Here is a 14,936-nt window from a genome sequence, read left to right on the forward strand (position 1 = left end):
GGTTCGAAAACGCCGCAGCGGCCCTTGCGGACATCGCTATGAGATTATCCAGCCCCAATAGTGCTCGTGCAGCCAAGCCCCTATGCAGGGGACAATCGCTGCATGATCGATGCGCTCAAGCAATTGGGCAGTGACCGGGCGCGGGCGGTCGCTGTGCTCGATTTACCCGTCTCACCCGAGCGATTGAAAGAAATGCATAAGCTGGGCGTGCGCGGGCTGCGCATCAATTTGGAGGTCTATGGCAAGGCCAGGCCTGAAGAAGTCGCAGTGCATCTCAAAGATGCTTGCCAGGCTGATTGCACCATTGGACGTAGAGTTCGTCTCCCTGCGCCAATTCAGGGTTGCCCGGATTGATTGCAACCCGCAGACAACCGTTTGGTGCTGACTCGCCCCGTACAGCGAAAATATTCTGTCCCATTGCTACTCACTCCTTCCGGATTCGGAAGACTCTACTGAGTGCGATGTATTGCGCTTGGCCACCAGCCTTCCTGCAATCAGAACCAGGATCGCGCCCGTCAACCCGGCTGCGTAATACCGCGCGGAAGATGACGAGGGTAAGCCGATATCGGTGATGGCCATGGTGCCGGCAATCCATCCCACTAATGCGGCGCCAAGCTTGATGACTATCGGGAATCGATCCATGAAATGCAGGACAAGCTTGCTGCCCCAGATGATGATTGGAATGCTGATCACGATCCCAAAGATGACAAGCTCAAGCTTCCCACCCGAAGCTCCCGCCACCGCCACCACGTTATCCAGACTCATGACGGCATCCGCCACAATGATTGTCTTTATGGCGCCGAGCAGCTGCGCACTGGCCGTAAATTTGCTGTGAGCATCTTGCTCTTCGGGAACCAGGAGCTTGATACCAATCCATACCAGCAGTGCTGCTCCAACCAGTTTGAGATAAGGCAGCTCAAGCAGTTGCAGTGCAAAGAAGATCATCGCTATGCGCAGCAAAATCGCACCCAAGGCACCGCCAATGATGGCCCGATTGCGCTGCGCTTCAGGTAGCTTTCGACAAGCCAAAGCGATGACAACCGCATTGTCGCCACCCAAAAGGATGTCGATTGCGATGATCTGAGCGATGGCAAGCCATATGCCTGGCGAGTTAAGAAGCTCTAACAAAATGGCGGCTCCCGAGATAATGTTAGCTGATGGTCAGGTGGTTTTGAAGATCATGCAGACTGGACTGGCGGTCTTGATCGACTGCCCATTGGGAGTGAGTACACCCGACTGCTGATCCACATCGAACGCAACGATGTTGTCGCTCTCCTCGTTAGCCACAAAGAGGCGTTTGCCATCGGGTGTGATGTTCATGAAGCCAGGTGTGCGGCCTTGTGTCGACGTATGTCCTACTGCTTTGAAGGAACCGCTTTGCTCAAGGCTGAAGGTGGCGACCCTGTCGTGCCCCGGTTGGACGCGTACAAATGCCTACCGGAGGGGGCCATCACAATAGCTGCTGCGCGGCTGTTACCAGTGAACTGCGCAGCGGCAAACGTGCAGCCGCGATCATGAGTTTGATCCAATCGGCACGGCTCAACGGGCATGATCCGTATGCTTATTTGAAGGACGTCCTCACACGCCTGCCAACGCAGCGTGCGAGTGCGATTGCCGAACTGCTGCCACATAGATGGCAACTGGCTTAATTTTGTAAGGAATGATTAATTCCTCTGTTTATCACGATATAGCAGCTATAAAACCTGTAATAAGCTATCCGTGATTGTTCCCGAAAAAGTTGTCTCTACCGGCCCGATGAGAAAGACAGGTCCTACGCCATCCCATTGAACCGTTACGGTTCCGCCATCACATTCAACCTCAACGGAATTGTCTAACAAGCCACGACGAATTCCGCTAACAGCGGCGCCACAAGAGCAGGAACCTGAACCGAGCGGAATACCACCCCAGCGCTCCCAAATGCGCAACCGAATGTGCTTTCGGTTAATGATCTGGACGAAATGCACGTTCGTCCTGAGGGGAAATAGTGGGTTGGTTTCAATTGTCGGTCCGATTGTCGCTATATCAACGACTGTTAGATCATCCACAAAATAGGTGCAGTGCGGATTTCCCATGCTGCACGCTGTTGGGCCACCAGCAAGTGGCAAAACAGCAGTATCCAGTTCCAGAGCCAGGGGAATATCCGACCAGCCGAAAAGCGGCTCCCCCATGTTGACAGAAATTGCGCCGGTTGAGGTTCGTTCGCAAGTTAGTAGACCACGGTTGGTTCGGAGCGCTACCGAAGTAATATTTGATTCGCGCATCAGCATATCCGCGGCACCCCGCGTTGCGCTGCCACAAGCATCCAGCGTGGAGCCATCGGCATTCCAAAACATCAAGCGCGCAACTGCATCATCGCAATCGAGCACCACCGCGAGTTGATTGAATCCGACTCCTCGGTTCCGATCACCCATTCGCCGAGCCATGGTACTTGTCATCGGATTGGCGGAGTTTCGCGAGTCTACAATAACGAAGTCATCGCCATTTGCGTGCATTTTATGAAAACTCAGCGACATAAATAGATCCTGGCGACGAGGCATGTGGTGAATTGACGTTTAAAGGCGATCTAGCCCCATTCGCATAACATTTGCAAGCCGTGTGAAAGCTCGAGAGGCCGATGTGTTTGGCAGACACTTACCTTAAGCGGCGGTGTCAATAAGGTGTGTTGGCCGGACGCATACCGAAGGAGTTCGCCGAACAGTACCTGTCGCCCCCCAACAGACACGCCAGGAGTGCTTCAGATGTAAGGAATAGTTTTGGCCATGCCCGATCCCCTTGCAACGTATGGGTGTTCCTCTACCTACAGAGCCAGCACGCCAACGAAGTTGATGTCGATCAAGAACCATCGATTACCAGTATGCACCCACTGAATCGTAACGCTGGTGCTCATGGCATCTCCTGGTGGGCCTCACTTCAAGGCTTGGAGGTGCCTACAAAACCAGGGGCGATTCAAACGTCTATGCAGAGCTCATTTCCATCTCCGGGCTCAAAGTCCCCAGCCATGCAACAAGGCACACTATGACCACAGCCATTGAAAATTCAAAGGTCATGCTACGCCGCAAAGCGTTGACCGCGACTGAATACTCTCCATTTCGAACTGATCGTTCTAATAGCGGACTTAGATGAAAACGGTTGAGAATGGCCAGTACGATCATTCCGGAAAATAGTAGAATTTTCAAAAACAGCAATATGCCATAAGTGGTCAGCATCACCTCATCGAGGGCTGGACCTACGATAAAAAGGTAATTCACTACACCGGTGATGCTTAGGATCACTACGATCACCGCGCCAGCCGATTCAAATCCTGTCAGTACCCGAGCAAGAATTCGTGCCTCTTGCTCGCCCTTCAGTGATTTCAAACGCAGCAGCAGAGCGAACGCCGCGAGAGCCCCCAACCAGCCACCTGCGGCTAAAAGATGGAAGATATCGCTAATGAAATGCCAATAGCGACGGCTACCTTCATCCATGGCACCGTGTCCTGTCCATGCTAGGGTGGCCAGTGCAATGGCTCCACATGCGGTGACCATCCAGAGACTGAGTGTCGGAAAGCGCTTATTCAATGTGACGGCGATAATTGCCCATAGCAGAGCAGCTATTCGGACCATCCAGGTCAAACCGACATCAGTCCCCATAAGGACCATTTGAAAGATATGGTGATGAAGCTCCATAAACCCTGAAACGCCGCTCATTGCTTTTGCCAGCAGCAACATAGCAGCAAGGGATAGAAGTACGCCGATAATGGATGTACCAAAAAGGAGCGACTCGAAGTTCAAGACCGTGCCAGATACTCGCTCTTTTCCCCTGAGGCTGTACACACCAAAAATTGCCAATCCGAACAGCAGCATCAGGTCCAAATAAAGAGCAAAGCGAATCACGATGTTAATTGAGTCGCTCATGAATCATTTCACTTTGAAAGAGAAGTTGCCGGTGATGGGATGAGTGTCCGAAGAGACAGCACGCCATTCAACCTTGTAGGTACCAGTGGTCAGCGGAGAAGCAGGCGTGATAACCATCATTTTTGGATCGGCGCCGCCGGAAACACCGGCTTTAACACCCATTGGAGAGTTCGGCATGCCTGGCATATCGGTCATGATCAGTTTTGCACCAGAGAACTGAGTCGTGAGATTCTCAGAAAAGTGCAGTTCAATTTTTGAAGGTGCCGCAGAGTCCGAACCTTCAGCAGGCGTGGAAGAAAGGAGTTTGGGATGTGCTTGAGCGACTGCACTAATCAGCAAACCAGCGGTAAGCGCAACGGCTACGGTGGTAGTTTTAAAGAATGACATGCAAGACTCCTCACAGCATGAGCTGTTGATTCGAGGTTTGGTTGGGGGGAGATCTGGTTTTTACTTTCCGATTCTTGTTATAACCACAGACGAATACCCGGCGTATTCCGCGTCCTGGTACATACTGAACATGGGGGCGTTGGCCAAGACTCCAGCGTCACAGTGCAGATACACGATGCCACATGAACGCGGACCGTTCGATTACATTTCAGTCAGCTTGGGACTGGCTCTATGCCCAGAATAAGGGGCCTCACGGGGCATAACGCGCTGCCCCATCCGCCCCGACTTCAAGACTTTCTGGACACTTCAAAGCGCTCAGTCCATCTGAGAGCAAGGTCGCAAACCATGGTTATCAATTCGGTGCTTGATCACTCATGAGGAGCGAATTGCGACTCCGAGTCTGGTGCGTCGAGCATGTACCCCATGCCCCGCGAGGTATGGATCAGCTTGACCTCAAAGTCGTCGTCGATCTTCGCTCTCAGCCTCCTCACCGCGACCTCGATAACATTGGTATCGCTGTCGAAGTTCATGTCCCAGACCTGGGAGGCGATAAGTGACTTTGGCAGCACCTCGCCCCGGCGGCGCAGCAACAGCTCGAGCAACGCAAATTCCTTCGCCGTGAGGTCTATGCGTTTGCCTCCACGAATGGCCCTGCGCTTGAGCAGGTCCACCTCCAGATCGGCCAGTTTCATATGGGTTTGCGAAGGCGCACTGTTACCCCGACGCAGTAGCGTTCGAACGCGGGCCAACAATTCAGAAAACGCGAAGGGTTTGATCAGGTAATCATCGGCTCCAAGCTCAAGCCCCTTTACTCGATCTTCAACGCGGTCTCGCGCAGTCAGGAAGAGGACGGGAACATCGTTCCCGGATGCACGCACCTTCTGAAGTACTTCCCAGCCATCCAGGCCGGGCATCATGACATCGAGAATCAGCAGGTCATACGCCTCGCTCAAGGCGTGCTGAAGCGCCTGCGTACCATCGGTAAAGCGATCGACATTGAACCCCGACTCTGTGAGGCCCTGCTGCAAATAGATACCTGTTTTTGGTTCGTCTTCAGCAACCAGAAGTCTCATGAGGGTGGATCTCAAAGTGATGACGGACTGAGTTTGCAATGAATGGGTCCAGCCAAGCAGAAACTGACAGAAAAGTAATCCTGGCCTCAGATAGATGTCAGCAAGCGCTACTCAAATATGGCCATGTGCGCACTCATTATGGGTATGGGCATCATGTCTTGAACCTGCGCTGCGCTTACGCATCTGTTCAAGAAGGAAGTCGCAACCTGACACAACGGTAATGCTCACTTAAGGCTTCTGACAGGGAACGGGTTTTAAAGTTGTATCGAGCCTGAAGCTCAGCCCCAAGAATCATCATCCTGATGTGGATTCAAAGGGGAAAACAAAACTCATCCGAGGATACCCAAATGAAATCCGTCAAAACCCTGCTTGTCATCGCTGCCTTGACCGTCTCTTCTCTCGCTATGGCCGAAGGTGGTGGTGACCGGACATTCGCACGGATGGACGCGGCCAGGAAGGATTCAATGGAATCGTACCGAGTAGCCCAAACCCAAGGCACTCAACCTCCCGTCGCAGAAAGTAAAACCAAAGCACTCGAGCACACTGATTGCTGAATAGCTGAGCGCACTCTCAAGCTGACAGAAATGTAATCACTGTGGTGGTTCAAATGTGGCAATTTCTGAGCTCGCTTGCCGTATCAATTCGTCTTTAGTGACGGCGGGCGAAGCTCATCCGGGACCAATACGAACTCCTGAGAGAGTGCCTTCAACCTGTATGGGCAACTCACTGGTTGTTTCGCACAGCTCCCCTTTTGATTGATTGGACATATACGGCATGCATTCCAAAACCTCTAGGCGGACCTTCGTCAAAGGCCTGGCCGCTGGTGGCATTCTTGGCGGCCTTGGTCTGTGGCGCACCCCTGTATGGGCAGTGACCAGTGCTGGTCTGCCGAGCGTACTGACTGGCAACGAGTTTGATCTGTTTATTGGTGAAACCCCGGTAAACATCACCGGTTCGCCGCGCACAGCCATGACCATCAATGGCACTCTGCCGGGGCCTCTGCTGCGCTGGCGCGAAGGAGAAACGGTCACACTGCGTGTGAAAAACCGTCTGGACCAGGACACCTCGATCCATTGGCACGGGATCATCCTGCCGGCCAATATGGACGGTGTACCTGGTTTGAGTTTCCATGGCATCGCACCCGATGGCATGTACGAGTACAAGTTCAAAGTTCACCAGAACGGTACGTACTGGTACCACAGCCACTCTGGTTTACAGGAACAGGTAGGCGTCTACGGTCCAATCGTGATCGACTCAAAAGAGCCTGAACCTTTTCAATACAACCGCGATTACGTGGTGATGCTGACCGACTGGACCGATGAAGATCCTGGTCGCGTCATGGCCAAGTTGAAGAAACAATCGGACTACTACAACCACCACAAACGTACTGTTGGCGACTTCATCGACGATGTCAGCAAGCAAGGCTGGTCCGCAGCCGTGGCCGATCGGAAGATGTGGGCCGAAATGAAAATGAACCCCACCGATCTCGCAGACGTCAGTGGCGATACCTACACCTACCTCATGAATGGCCAGGCCCCCAATGGCAACTGGACCGGCATTTTCAAACCGGGTGAGAAGCTGCGCCTGCGCTTTATCAACGGCTCGGCCATGAGCTACTTCGACGTTCGTATCCCTGGTTTGAAAATGACTGTTGTGGCCGCCGATGGCCAGCACGTCAACCCGGTCAGCGTCGACGAATTCCGAATCGCCGTAGCAGAAACCTATGACGTGATCGTGGAGCCTGTCAGCGAAGAGGCTTACACCATCTTCGCCCAATCCATGGATCGAACCGGTTATGCACGCGGAACCCTGGCGGTACGCGAAGGGTTGAAGGCGCCGGTACCGGCGATTGATCCCCGCCCTCTTTTGACCATGGATGACATGGGGATGGGCGGTATGGCCGGGATGGACCATGGCAGCATGGCGGGCATGGGCGGCGGCGATATGAAGCAAGGTGACATGTCCGGCATGGCCGGGATGGATCACAGCAAGATGACTGGCATGGATCAAGGCGATATGACCGGCATGGACCAAGGCGACATGTCCAACATGGCCGGCATGGATCACAGCAAGATGGCTGGGATGGACCATGGCGATATGTCGGGAATGGCTGGCATGAGTGGTATGGGGGGAGAAATGCAGACTCACCCCGCTTCCGAAACCAACAACCCCTTGGTTGACATGCAGGCCATGAGCCCAACGCCAAAGCTAAACGATCCCGGCATTGGCTTACGAAACAATGGTCGTCGCGTGCTCACCTACTCTGACCTGAAAAGTACTTTCCAGGATCCTGATGGCCGCGAACCCAATCGCACCATCGAGCTGCACCTGACCGGTCACATGGAGAAGTTCTCGTGGTCGTTCAACGGCATCAAGTTCTCTGACGCCGAACCGTTGCGCCTCAAATATGGCGAGCGCCTGCGCATCACGCTGGTGAACGACACCATGATGACCCACCCCATCCACCTCCACGGCATGTGGAGCGACCTTGAAGATGAGAACGGCAAATTCATGGTGCGCAAACACACGATTGACATGCCGCCCGGAACCAAACGCAGCTATAGAGTCACCGCCGATGCTCTGGGTCGCTGGGCCTATCACTGTCACCTGCTGTTCCATATGGAAATGGGCATGTTCCGTGAAGTACGGGTTGATGAGTAAATGAGACGGGTTATGAGCACTTACCTAAATCGTCAATCGCTGATGGGCGAGTCCAAACCTGAACACGGGGCAGTGGACCACAACACGATGAGCCATGAGTCGATGGATCATGACCCAAAAACCAAACAGGCAGATTGAGATCATGACCAGTATGCTTTTACGCCCAGCCTTGATTGCACTGGCAGTCTCCGTCAGTCCTGCTTTCTCTGCCTTGGCCAACGCCGCTGAAGAGATGGATCACGGTTCGATGGGAACCATGGACCATAGCAAGATGGGGGCCATGGATCACGGCAAGATGAACATGGACCAAGGCCAATTGGACGGCATGGAGAGCATGGACCACAGCAACATGAGTATGGATTCAGGAGCGACCACCACCAGTCGTACCCCCATTCCCGTACTGACCGACGCTGATCGTGCCGCCGCCTTTCCATCCGTGGCTGGTCATGGCGTGCACGACAAAAAACTCAACGCCTTCATCCTGCTTGATAAGTTCGAGTACCAGGATGCTGACAACGGCAGCGCACTGAGCTGGGATGCAAAGGGATGGATTGGTGGAGACATTGATCGCCTGTGGTTGCGCTCGGAAGGTGAACGTACCAACGGCGTAACCGAGAGCGCCGAACTCCAGGCGCTTTGGGGGCATTCGATCGGTCCGTGGTGGGATGTCGTCACCGGTGTACGCCAAGACTTCAAACCCGGCTCACCACAGACTTGGGGGGCTCTTGGTATTCAGGGGATGGCCCTCTACAACTTCGAAACCGAAGCGACTGCTTACATCGGCGAGAACGGCCAGAGCGCCGCTCGGTTCGAGGGTGACTACGACATTCTGCTCACCAATCGCCTGATCTTGCAGCCCACCGCCGAGATGAACCTTTACGGGAAAAACGATCCTCAGCGCGGCATTGGCTCGGGCTTGGCAAATACCGAAGTGGGCTTGCGTTTGCGCTATGAAATTGTCCGCGAATTTGCGCCCTATATCGGGGTGACCTGGAATCGCTCCTACGGCAAAACCGCCGACCTGGCCGAAGACGAAGGACAAAAGACCAACGAGGCTCGATTTGTGGCTGGTATTCGGATGTGGTTCTGAGTCATTTGCCTGAGCAACACCATCAAGCACTTTGAGTGATCGGGGAGACTTCTCCCCCGCTCAAGGTAGAAACATCAAGCACACCCATGCAGCGGGTGTCGAAACTTCAAAGGTTCACGCCGCTGCCAAGGCAAGGATATTACCCATGCACAATAACTTTCGTCTGCGAGCATTACGCATCGCGACATTCGCGGCACTGTTCATTGGTTCAACTGCTCACGCGGCACAGGCCCTGACAATCGATGTTCATCGAGATGCAAACTGCGGGTGCTGCAAGAAGTGGATTCAGCACCTTGAGGCCAACGGCTTCACCGTCATTGACCATGTAGAAACCAACATGAGTGCGGTTAAACAGGACTTCGGTGTCGTTCCACGACTCTCGTCGTGCCACACCGCGGTGATCAACGGGAAGTTCGTTGAGGGCCACGTACCCGCTGAGCAAATAATTGCGATGAGCGAACGCGATGACCTGGTCGGGATCGCTGCGCCCGGTATGCCGGCAGGCTCGCCAGGGATGGAAGTCGATGGAAAGCACGACGCTTATCAGATTGTCGGCCTGACTAAAGCAGGCACCGATCAGATCATCGCGCAATATCCTGGAACCTGATCTGGATTCAGGTACTGGGGGGCTGCAACCGGTTCGATGCGGTCGATCTCATCCGTCAGCAAAACCAGGGGCGATTTATCCGCCCCTGTTCGATTGGAATTCGAGATCCAATACTGCTGGCTACACGCAGGAGTAGCCAAGCGTATAGATGTCCAGTAGCAGAGTGAGCGTAGCCAGTCATCCAGCACTCCTCCGCCCACAGGTCGCCTCTGGCCGTCCCCGGTTGGATCTCCCGCTCCCTCTGGATTCAGGGGGCAATAATGATGCTCAGCAGAGTTCAACGGTCTTATCGAGTTCATCTGCTGCTGACGCTTTACCTCTCATACGGGAAATCATATATTCGATAACCCGCAGCGCAATGCCTGTCTCTACCTGGTGCCGGCGAGGCATTGGCCTGGAGCTTTGAGAATCCGGCCACCAACACCAAACCCGACGCATTCCGTCACACCCATCACGAAATTCATGAGCGCATCAAATGGGTGACCGTCCTGAACGGGCAGCCGCTTGCTGCGAAAGCAAAATCGCCTGATTGCGCCCTCGACTATGAGATCGCTCGATGAAAATCCTGTTTCTCTGCACCGCTAATAGCTGCCACGCCATTCAGCATCCAGCCCATATCGAACACATCGGCCAGTTCGACGCCCAGTCGAACTCCCACTGACAACAGATACAGAGCACAACAACATGACTATCAAAGTTGGCATCAATGGTTTTGGCCGGATCGGTCGCCTCGCTCTGCGAGCAGCCTGGAGCTGGCCAGAGTTTGAGTTCGTGCAGATCAACGATCCAGCAGGTGACGCGGCGACTCACGCGCACCTGCTGAACTTCGACTCGGTGCATGGCCGCTGGAATTACCAGGCCGACTCCGAGGGCGACAGCATTGTCATCGATGGCAAACGAATCAAGGTAACTGCCAACAAGGCGATTGCCGACACCGATTGGTCTGGCTGCGACCTGGTGATTGAAGCCAGCGGCAAGATGAAGACCGTCGCTGTGCTTCAGGCTTACCTCGAGCAAGGTGTGAAGCGCGTGGTGGTCAGCGCCCCAGTGAAGGAAAAAGGTGCGTTGAACATCGTCATGGGCGTCAATCATCAGCTGTTCAATGCCGCCGAACATCGCATCGTCACGGCGGCCTCATGCACCACCAACTGCCTGGCTCCAGTGGTCAAAGTGATCCACGAGAAACTGGGCATTCGCCACGGTTCGATCACCACCATCCACGACCTGACCAACACCCAAAGCATCCTCGACCAACCCCACAAGGATCTGCGTCGGGCACGTGCTTCGGGCATGAGCCTGATCCCGACCAGCACCGGCTCGGCAACCGCCATCGCCGAGATTTTCCCGGAGCTGCGCGGACGTCTGAATGGTCACGCGGTACGTGTGCCGCTGGCCAACGCTTCGCTGACCGACTGTGTCTTCGAAGTCGAGCGCGCCACGACCATCGAGGAAGTGAACCAGTTCCTCAAGGATGCTTCGGAAAACGAGCTGAAGGACATCCTCGGTTTCGAGGAACGCCCGCTGGTGTCCATCGACTACCGCACCGACCCTCGTTCGTCGATCATTGATGCACTGTCGACCATGGTCATCAATGGCACCCAGGTCAAACTCTACGCTTGGTACGACAATGAATGGGGCTATGCCAACCGCACCGTCGAACTGGCCAGAATGGTCGGGCTGGCAGTCTAAGGAGCGGTCATGAAAGCGTTGTCAGCCCTCGCTCCAGAAGTGCGGCAGTACCTGCTCGTCACCGGTAATTACTGGGCCTTCACCCTCACCGACGGTGCCTTGCGCATGTTGGTGGTGCTGCACTTTCACGCGTTGGGCTACAGCCCGCTGCAAATCGCGGCGTTGTTTCTTTTCTACGAATTCTTTGGTGTGATCACCAACCTTGTGGGCGGCTATCTCGGCGCCCGGCTGGGTCTGAACCGGACCATGAACATCGGGCTGGGCATCCAGGTCGCGGCGCTGTTGATGCTGACGGTGCCCTTAGCCTTGTTGACCATCCCCTGGGTGATGGGCGCTCAGGCGTTGTCCGGGATCGCCAAAGACCTGAACAAGATGAGTGCCAAAAGCTCCATCAAACTTCTGGTGCCCGATGGGCAACAGGGCAAGCTTTACCAATGGATAGCCATCCTCACCGGCTCGAAGAATGCACTCAAGGGCGTCGGTTTCTTTCTCGGTGGGGCATTGCTCGCCCTGATGGGTTTCAAGGGTGCGTTGTTGGCCATGGCGAGCGTCCTGGCGCTGATCTGGATCAGCAGCCTGATTCTGCTGAAGAAGGACCTGGGCAAAGCCAAGGCCAAGCCCAGGTTTCGTGAAGTCCTTTCCAAGAGCCGGGCGATCAACATTCTCTCAGCAGCGCGGATGTTTCTATTCGGTGCTCGTGATGTCTGGTTCGTGGTGGCCTTGCCGGTTTACCTGAGCAGCGTCTTTGGTTGGGATTTCTGGAAGGTCGGCGGATTCCTCGCGGCCTGGGTGATTGGCTACGGCATCGTGCAATCGTTCGCCCCGCGCATCACTGGCAAGAAACGTGGACATGTCCCTGATGGCCGCGCCGCATTCCTTTGGGCGCTGGCTCTGGCGGGGCTTCCTGTGGCAATCGCCCTCGGGTTGAACACCGGGCTGTCGCAACAGGTGGTGCTGTTAGGGGGATTGATGGTCTTTGGTGCGCTGTTCGCGGTGAACTCCTCACTTCACAGCTACCTGATCGTGTCCTATGCCAAGGAAGACGGCGTGTCGCTGGATGTGGGTTTTTATTACATGTCGAACGCCATGGGACGGCTGATAGGCACTGTGCTCTCCGGCTGGGTTTATCAGGCGCATGGACTGGGTGCGTGCTTATGGATATCGAGCGCATTCGTGCTGCTCGCAGCCTTAATTTCCATAGGCCTGCCCAGGCATTCTGCGTCGCTACTTAACGACGTCGGGAAGAAAGGCCCATGCGCATGACCGCATCGGAAAAACCTTCCCCGCAAATGAGATCTCAAACTGCAGATGGCTTTCATGGAAAGACGTGGTCGACCGCGAGCTGACCGAACGTGAAGATGAGCGTGGAACGGGTGTCCGGATGTTGGTGGGCTGAGTGTCCGGATGGCGTGGAATCCGCACCTAAACGGTGACAAATAATGCCTCGACCATTACAATTTGATTATCATCGACCGTTTTAGGGTACTGGCAACTCCATGGAAAACAAGACCGCACGACTGACTGTGCTCATTGATCCCGTCAAGAAAAAAGCCCTTGAGGAGCTCTGTGCATCTCAGGATCTGACCCCTTCACAGGTCGTCCGTCAGCTTATTCGAGACTACCTGGAGACACATGGCGTGTCCTACTCGACCAAGAGCAAAATTGTGGCTAATGGTAAGTGATTCACTTGCCAATGGGCTGGCACGATGGGAGCCAGATCATCGCTCTGCCTGTAACGCCCACTCAGCTGTCACCTGGCAACTTGTCAAACTCGAAACGGCCCAATGCACCATTGAAGTCAGCATGATAATGCTCTGAGCCAAGCGCTTGGAGTATCCCTGCCCTGTCCAGCTTGCCAAGGACTTTCTCGTTGGCTTCGCACAGTTTTACGACAATGCTGCGCTTACGTAAGTGCTCAATGACTTCGAGCAGCGTTTGTAAGCCCGTTATATCCATGAATGGCACTCGCTTTAGACGAATAATCAATGTCCCTGGATCCGTGTGCGTTTGAGCCAGAACGCGCTCAAAGGTTTCTGCTGCGCCAAAGAAAAGCGGTCCCTCAATGGTATAAACCAAAACACCAGGCGGAAGATGAACATGGCCATTGATCCGTAACTCAACCTCAAGCTCTTTTTCGACCATTTGCTGCACCTTGACTGAAGACGCCATCCGACGCATGAATTGCAGCATGGCGAGAATGACACCGATGTTCACGGCGATCGTCAAGTCACTGAAAACGGTCAGACTGAAGGTTATGAGAAGTATAGCGACGTCGGCTTTTGGGGCACGCTCGACCATACGTTTGAAGTGCTTCAACTCACTCATGTTGTAAGCAACGATAAATAAGATCGCAGCCAAGGTACACAGCGGAATATCCGAGGCCAGAGGCGCCAGGAAAGAGATCAATAAAACCAATGTGAGAGCGTGGGTAAAACCCGCAATTGGACTGGTCCCGCCATTGCGGATGTTGGTAGCTGTTCGAGCGATCGCGCCTGTCGCAGCAAAGCCACCAAACAAGGGAGTGACCAGGTTAGCGATGCCTTGGCCGATTAACTCCTGATTGGAGTCATGCTTGGTACCCGCCATACCGTCGGCGACAACAGCAGACAGTAATGACTCGATGGCCCCCAGCATCGCGATCGCGAACGCCGGGCCGATCAACTCAATCACCTGCGTTATGGTTATATCAGGCAGGCCAATCGCAGGCAGTCCTTGGGGAATTCCCCCAAAAGCACTGCCAATCGTTGCAACACCTGCAAACTGAAAATAAGACTGTATTACCGTCACAACAACCATGGCGACCAAGGGACCCGGTACACGTCTTATGCCAGGTATTTTGGGAGCTGTAATTACCAGCACCAGACTCAAAAGCGCTAACAGTGTCGTGGCCACATGAAGGTTGGGCAGCACCTGGAGCAGATGCCAGAACCGATCATGGAAATGCTCACCGCCGATTTTCGGCAAGCCGAAAAAGTCTTTCCATTGCCCCACCCAAATGATCACACCAATGCCGGCAGTGAATCCGACAATCACAGGGTCGGGAATGAACTTGATGATGACCCCAAGCTTGGTGATACCAAGCAATAACAAAATCACCCCGGCCATCATCGTTGCTACCTGCAGGCCGTCAACGCCGTACTTAGCGGTCACGCCAGCCAGAATGACGATAAATGCCCCTGTCGGGCCAGCGATCTGAAGACGGCTCCCTCCGAAGAGAGAAACCAGGATGCCACCGATAATGGCCGTGTAAATCCCTTGCTCAGGCTTGACGCCTGAGGCGATGGCAAACGCCATGGCCAAGGGCAGCGCCACGACGCCGACGATGACCCCAGAGACGATATTTCGAAGCCAGTGCTCAGGCCTTAACAGGCCTGCTTTCCAAGCTTCTCGTATCGCAATCATGACTAGCCTCTCTCTGTTGGCATGTGCATAATATTCACATGCAGTGATAATAGTAAAGCCATTGAGCTACCCTTGGCACAGCACCCGAGCGCACTGAAAATCCAGTGCTGAAAGGTCCAAAATCATGCTCGTGG

At 54.4% G+C, this 14,936-nt stretch carries 15 protein-coding genes and 2 pseudogenes; 10 read left to right on the plus strand and 7 right to left on the minus strand.

The window, feature by feature from the left end:
* The first annotated feature begins 102 nt into the window (after positions 1 to 102).
* Positions 103 to 354 carry a hypothetical protein gene (locus tag AC07W5_RS12565; protein WP_495023493.1) on the plus strand — a complete coding sequence of 84 codons (252 nt, stop codon included), beginning with the start codon at positions 103 to 105 and terminating at the stop codon, positions 352 to 354.
* A 66-nt stretch (positions 355 to 420) separates the two neighbouring features.
* On the opposite strand, the gene AC07W5_RS12570 is transcribed toward AC07W5_RS12565, so the two are convergent.
* The gene (locus tag AC07W5_RS12570) at positions 421 to 1,128 is read right to left on the minus strand and encodes a TerC family protein (RefSeq protein WP_495023494.1); all 708 of its coding nucleotides are present in this window, start codon (positions 1,126 to 1,128) and stop codon (positions 421 to 423) included.
* Between the two features lie 33 nt (positions 1,129 to 1,161).
* Positions 1,162 to 1,550 (minus strand): annotated as a pseudogene (locus tag AC07W5_RS12575) (lactonase family protein).
* Between AC07W5_RS12575 and AC07W5_RS12580 the strand changes: the two are divergent.
* Positions 1,485 to 1,649 (plus strand): annotated as a pseudogene (locus AC07W5_RS12580) (transposase domain-containing protein); the annotation flags it as partial. The pseudogenes AC07W5_RS12575 and AC07W5_RS12580 sit on opposite strands and share 66 nt — an antisense overlap.
* A 45-nt stretch (positions 1,650 to 1,694) precedes the next feature.
* On the opposite strand, the gene dapF reads toward AC07W5_RS12580, so the two are convergent.
* From dapF to AC07W5_RS12600, 4 genes are all read right to left on the minus strand, one after another.
* Positions 1,695 to 2,513: a diaminopimelate epimerase gene (gene dapF, locus AC07W5_RS12585; protein ID WP_495023495.1), complete on the minus strand. Its 819-nt coding sequence runs from the start codon at positions 2,511 to 2,513 to the stop codon at positions 1,695 to 1,697.
* A 441-nt stretch (positions 2,514 to 2,954) separates the two neighbouring features.
* Positions 2,955 to 3,893, minus strand: a complete 939-nt coding sequence (copD, locus tag AC07W5_RS12590) for a copper homeostasis membrane protein CopD (protein ID WP_495023496.1) — start codon at positions 3,891 to 3,893, stop codon at positions 2,955 to 2,957.
* A 3-nt stretch (positions 3,894 to 3,896) separates the two neighbouring features.
* On the minus strand, positions 3,897 to 4,280 hold the full coding sequence (gene copC / locus AC07W5_RS12595) for a copper homeostasis periplasmic binding protein CopC (protein WP_495023497.1): 384 nt from the start codon (positions 4,278 to 4,280) through the stop codon (positions 3,897 to 3,899).
* A 368-nt stretch (positions 4,281 to 4,648) separates the two neighbouring features.
* A complete protein-coding gene (locus tag AC07W5_RS12600) occupies positions 4,649 to 5,353 on the minus strand; it encodes a heavy metal response regulator transcription factor (RefSeq protein ID WP_495013298.1) in 705 nt (234 codons plus the stop codon).
* Between the two features lie 347 nt (positions 5,354 to 5,700).
* Here AC07W5_RS12600 and AC07W5_RS12605 point away from each other — a divergent pair, with 347 nt between their 5' ends.
* The 8 genes from AC07W5_RS12605 (at position 5,701) to AC07W5_RS12640 (ending at position 13,082) form a co-directional block, all read left to right on the plus strand.
* Positions 5,701 to 5,907 (plus strand): co-regulatory protein PtrA N-terminal domain-containing protein, encoded by a 207-nt coding sequence (locus tag AC07W5_RS12605; protein ID WP_494993155.1) that lies wholly within the window; start codon positions 5,701 to 5,703, stop codon positions 5,905 to 5,907.
* Between the two features lie 220 nt (positions 5,908 to 6,127).
* Entirely contained in the window at positions 6,128 to 8,014 is a 1,887-nt protein-coding gene (locus AC07W5_RS12610; RefSeq protein ID WP_495023498.1) for a copper resistance system multicopper oxidase, read from the plus strand.
* A 12-nt stretch (positions 8,015 to 8,026) separates the two neighbouring features.
* Positions 8,027 to 8,152 carry a hypothetical protein gene (locus AC07W5_RS12615; RefSeq protein ID WP_495023499.1) on the plus strand — a complete coding sequence of 42 codons (126 nt, stop codon included), beginning with the start codon at positions 8,027 to 8,029 and terminating at the stop codon, positions 8,150 to 8,152.
* Positions 8,124 to 9,104, plus strand: coding sequence for a copper resistance protein B (locus AC07W5_RS12620; protein WP_495023500.1), 981 nt, complete (start codon positions 8,124 to 8,126; stop codon positions 9,102 to 9,104). The genes AC07W5_RS12615 and AC07W5_RS12620 overlap by 29 nt, the downstream gene beginning before the upstream one ends.
* A gap of 145 nt (positions 9,105 to 9,249) precedes the next feature.
* A complete protein-coding gene (locus AC07W5_RS12625; RefSeq protein WP_495023501.1) occupies positions 9,250 to 9,711 on the plus strand; it encodes a DUF411 domain-containing protein in 462 nt (153 codons plus the stop codon).
* 684 nt (positions 9,712 to 10,395) lie between these two features.
* Complete coding sequence (locus AC07W5_RS12630) at positions 10,396 to 11,400, plus strand: ArsJ-associated glyceraldehyde-3-phosphate dehydrogenase (RefSeq protein ID WP_495023502.1); 1,005 nt, start codon at positions 10,396 to 10,398, stop codon at positions 11,398 to 11,400.
* Between the two features lie 9 nt (positions 11,401 to 11,409).
* A complete protein-coding gene (arsJ, locus tag AC07W5_RS12635; RefSeq protein WP_495023503.1) occupies positions 11,410 to 12,663 on the plus strand; it encodes an organoarsenical effux MFS transporter ArsJ in 1,254 nt (417 codons plus the stop codon).
* A gap of 233 nt (positions 12,664 to 12,896) precedes the next feature.
* Positions 12,897 to 13,082, plus strand: a complete 186-nt coding sequence (locus AC07W5_RS12640; protein WP_495013290.1) for a CopG family transcriptional regulator — start codon at positions 12,897 to 12,899, stop codon at positions 13,080 to 13,082.
* A gap of 61 nt (positions 13,083 to 13,143) precedes the next feature.
* Here AC07W5_RS12640 and AC07W5_RS12645 read toward each other — a convergent pair whose 3' ends face one another.
* On the minus strand, positions 13,144 to 14,802 hold the full coding sequence (locus AC07W5_RS12645; RefSeq protein WP_495023504.1) for a SulP family inorganic anion transporter: 1,659 nt from the start codon (positions 14,800 to 14,802) through the stop codon (positions 13,144 to 13,146).
* Positions 14,803 to 14,936 lie beyond the last annotated feature (134 nt).

The sequence above is a fragment of the Pseudomonas sp. GW821-FHT01E05 genome, from assembly GCF_059422425.1.

Bases quoted from the DNA above. Each gene is read 5' to 3' on its own strand.
- AC07W5_RS12605 (WP_494993155.1), top strand. From the start codon at position 5,701: ATGAAATCCGTCAAAACCCTGCTTGTCATCGCTGCCTTGACCGTCTCT.
- AC07W5_RS12640 (WP_495013290.1), top strand. From the start codon at position 12,897: ATGGAAAACAAGACCGCACGACTGACTGTGCTCATTGATCCCGTCAAG.
- AC07W5_RS12620 (WP_495023500.1), top strand. From the start codon at position 8,124: ATGACCCAAAAACCAAACAGGCAGATTGAGATCATGACCAGTATGCTT.
- copC (WP_495023497.1), bottom strand. From the start codon at position 4,280: ATGTCATTCTTTAAAACTACCACCGTAGCCGTTGCGCTTACCGCTGGT.
- copD (WP_495023496.1), bottom strand. From the start codon at position 3,893: ATGAGCGACTCAATTAACATCGTGATTCGCTTTGCTCTTTATTTGGAC.
- AC07W5_RS12625 (WP_495023501.1), top strand. From the start codon at position 9,250: ATGCACAATAACTTTCGTCTGCGAGCATTACGCATCGCGACATTCGCG.
- AC07W5_RS12645 (WP_495023504.1), bottom strand. From the start codon at position 14,802: ATGATTGCGATACGAGAAGCTTGGAAAGCAGGCCTGTTAAGGCCTGAG.
- AC07W5_RS12610 (WP_495023498.1), top strand. From the start codon at position 6,128: ATGCATTCCAAAACCTCTAGGCGGACCTTCGTCAAAGGCCTGGCCGCT.
- arsJ (WP_495023503.1), top strand. From the start codon at position 11,410: ATGAAAGCGTTGTCAGCCCTCGCTCCAGAAGTGCGGCAGTACCTGCTC.
- AC07W5_RS12565 (WP_495023493.1), top strand. From the start codon at position 103: ATGATCGATGCGCTCAAGCAATTGGGCAGTGACCGGGCGCGGGCGGTC.
- AC07W5_RS12630 (WP_495023502.1), top strand. From the start codon at position 10,396: ATGACTATCAAAGTTGGCATCAATGGTTTTGGCCGGATCGGTCGCCTC.
- AC07W5_RS12615 (WP_495023499.1), top strand. From the start codon at position 8,027: ATGAGCACTTACCTAAATCGTCAATCGCTGATGGGCGAGTCCAAACCT.
- AC07W5_RS12600 (WP_495013298.1), bottom strand. From the start codon at position 5,353: ATGAGACTTCTGGTTGCTGAAGACGAACCAAAAACAGGTATCTATTTG.
- dapF (WP_495023495.1), bottom strand. From the start codon at position 2,513: ATGTCGCTGAGTTTTCATAAAATGCACGCAAATGGCGATGACTTCGTT.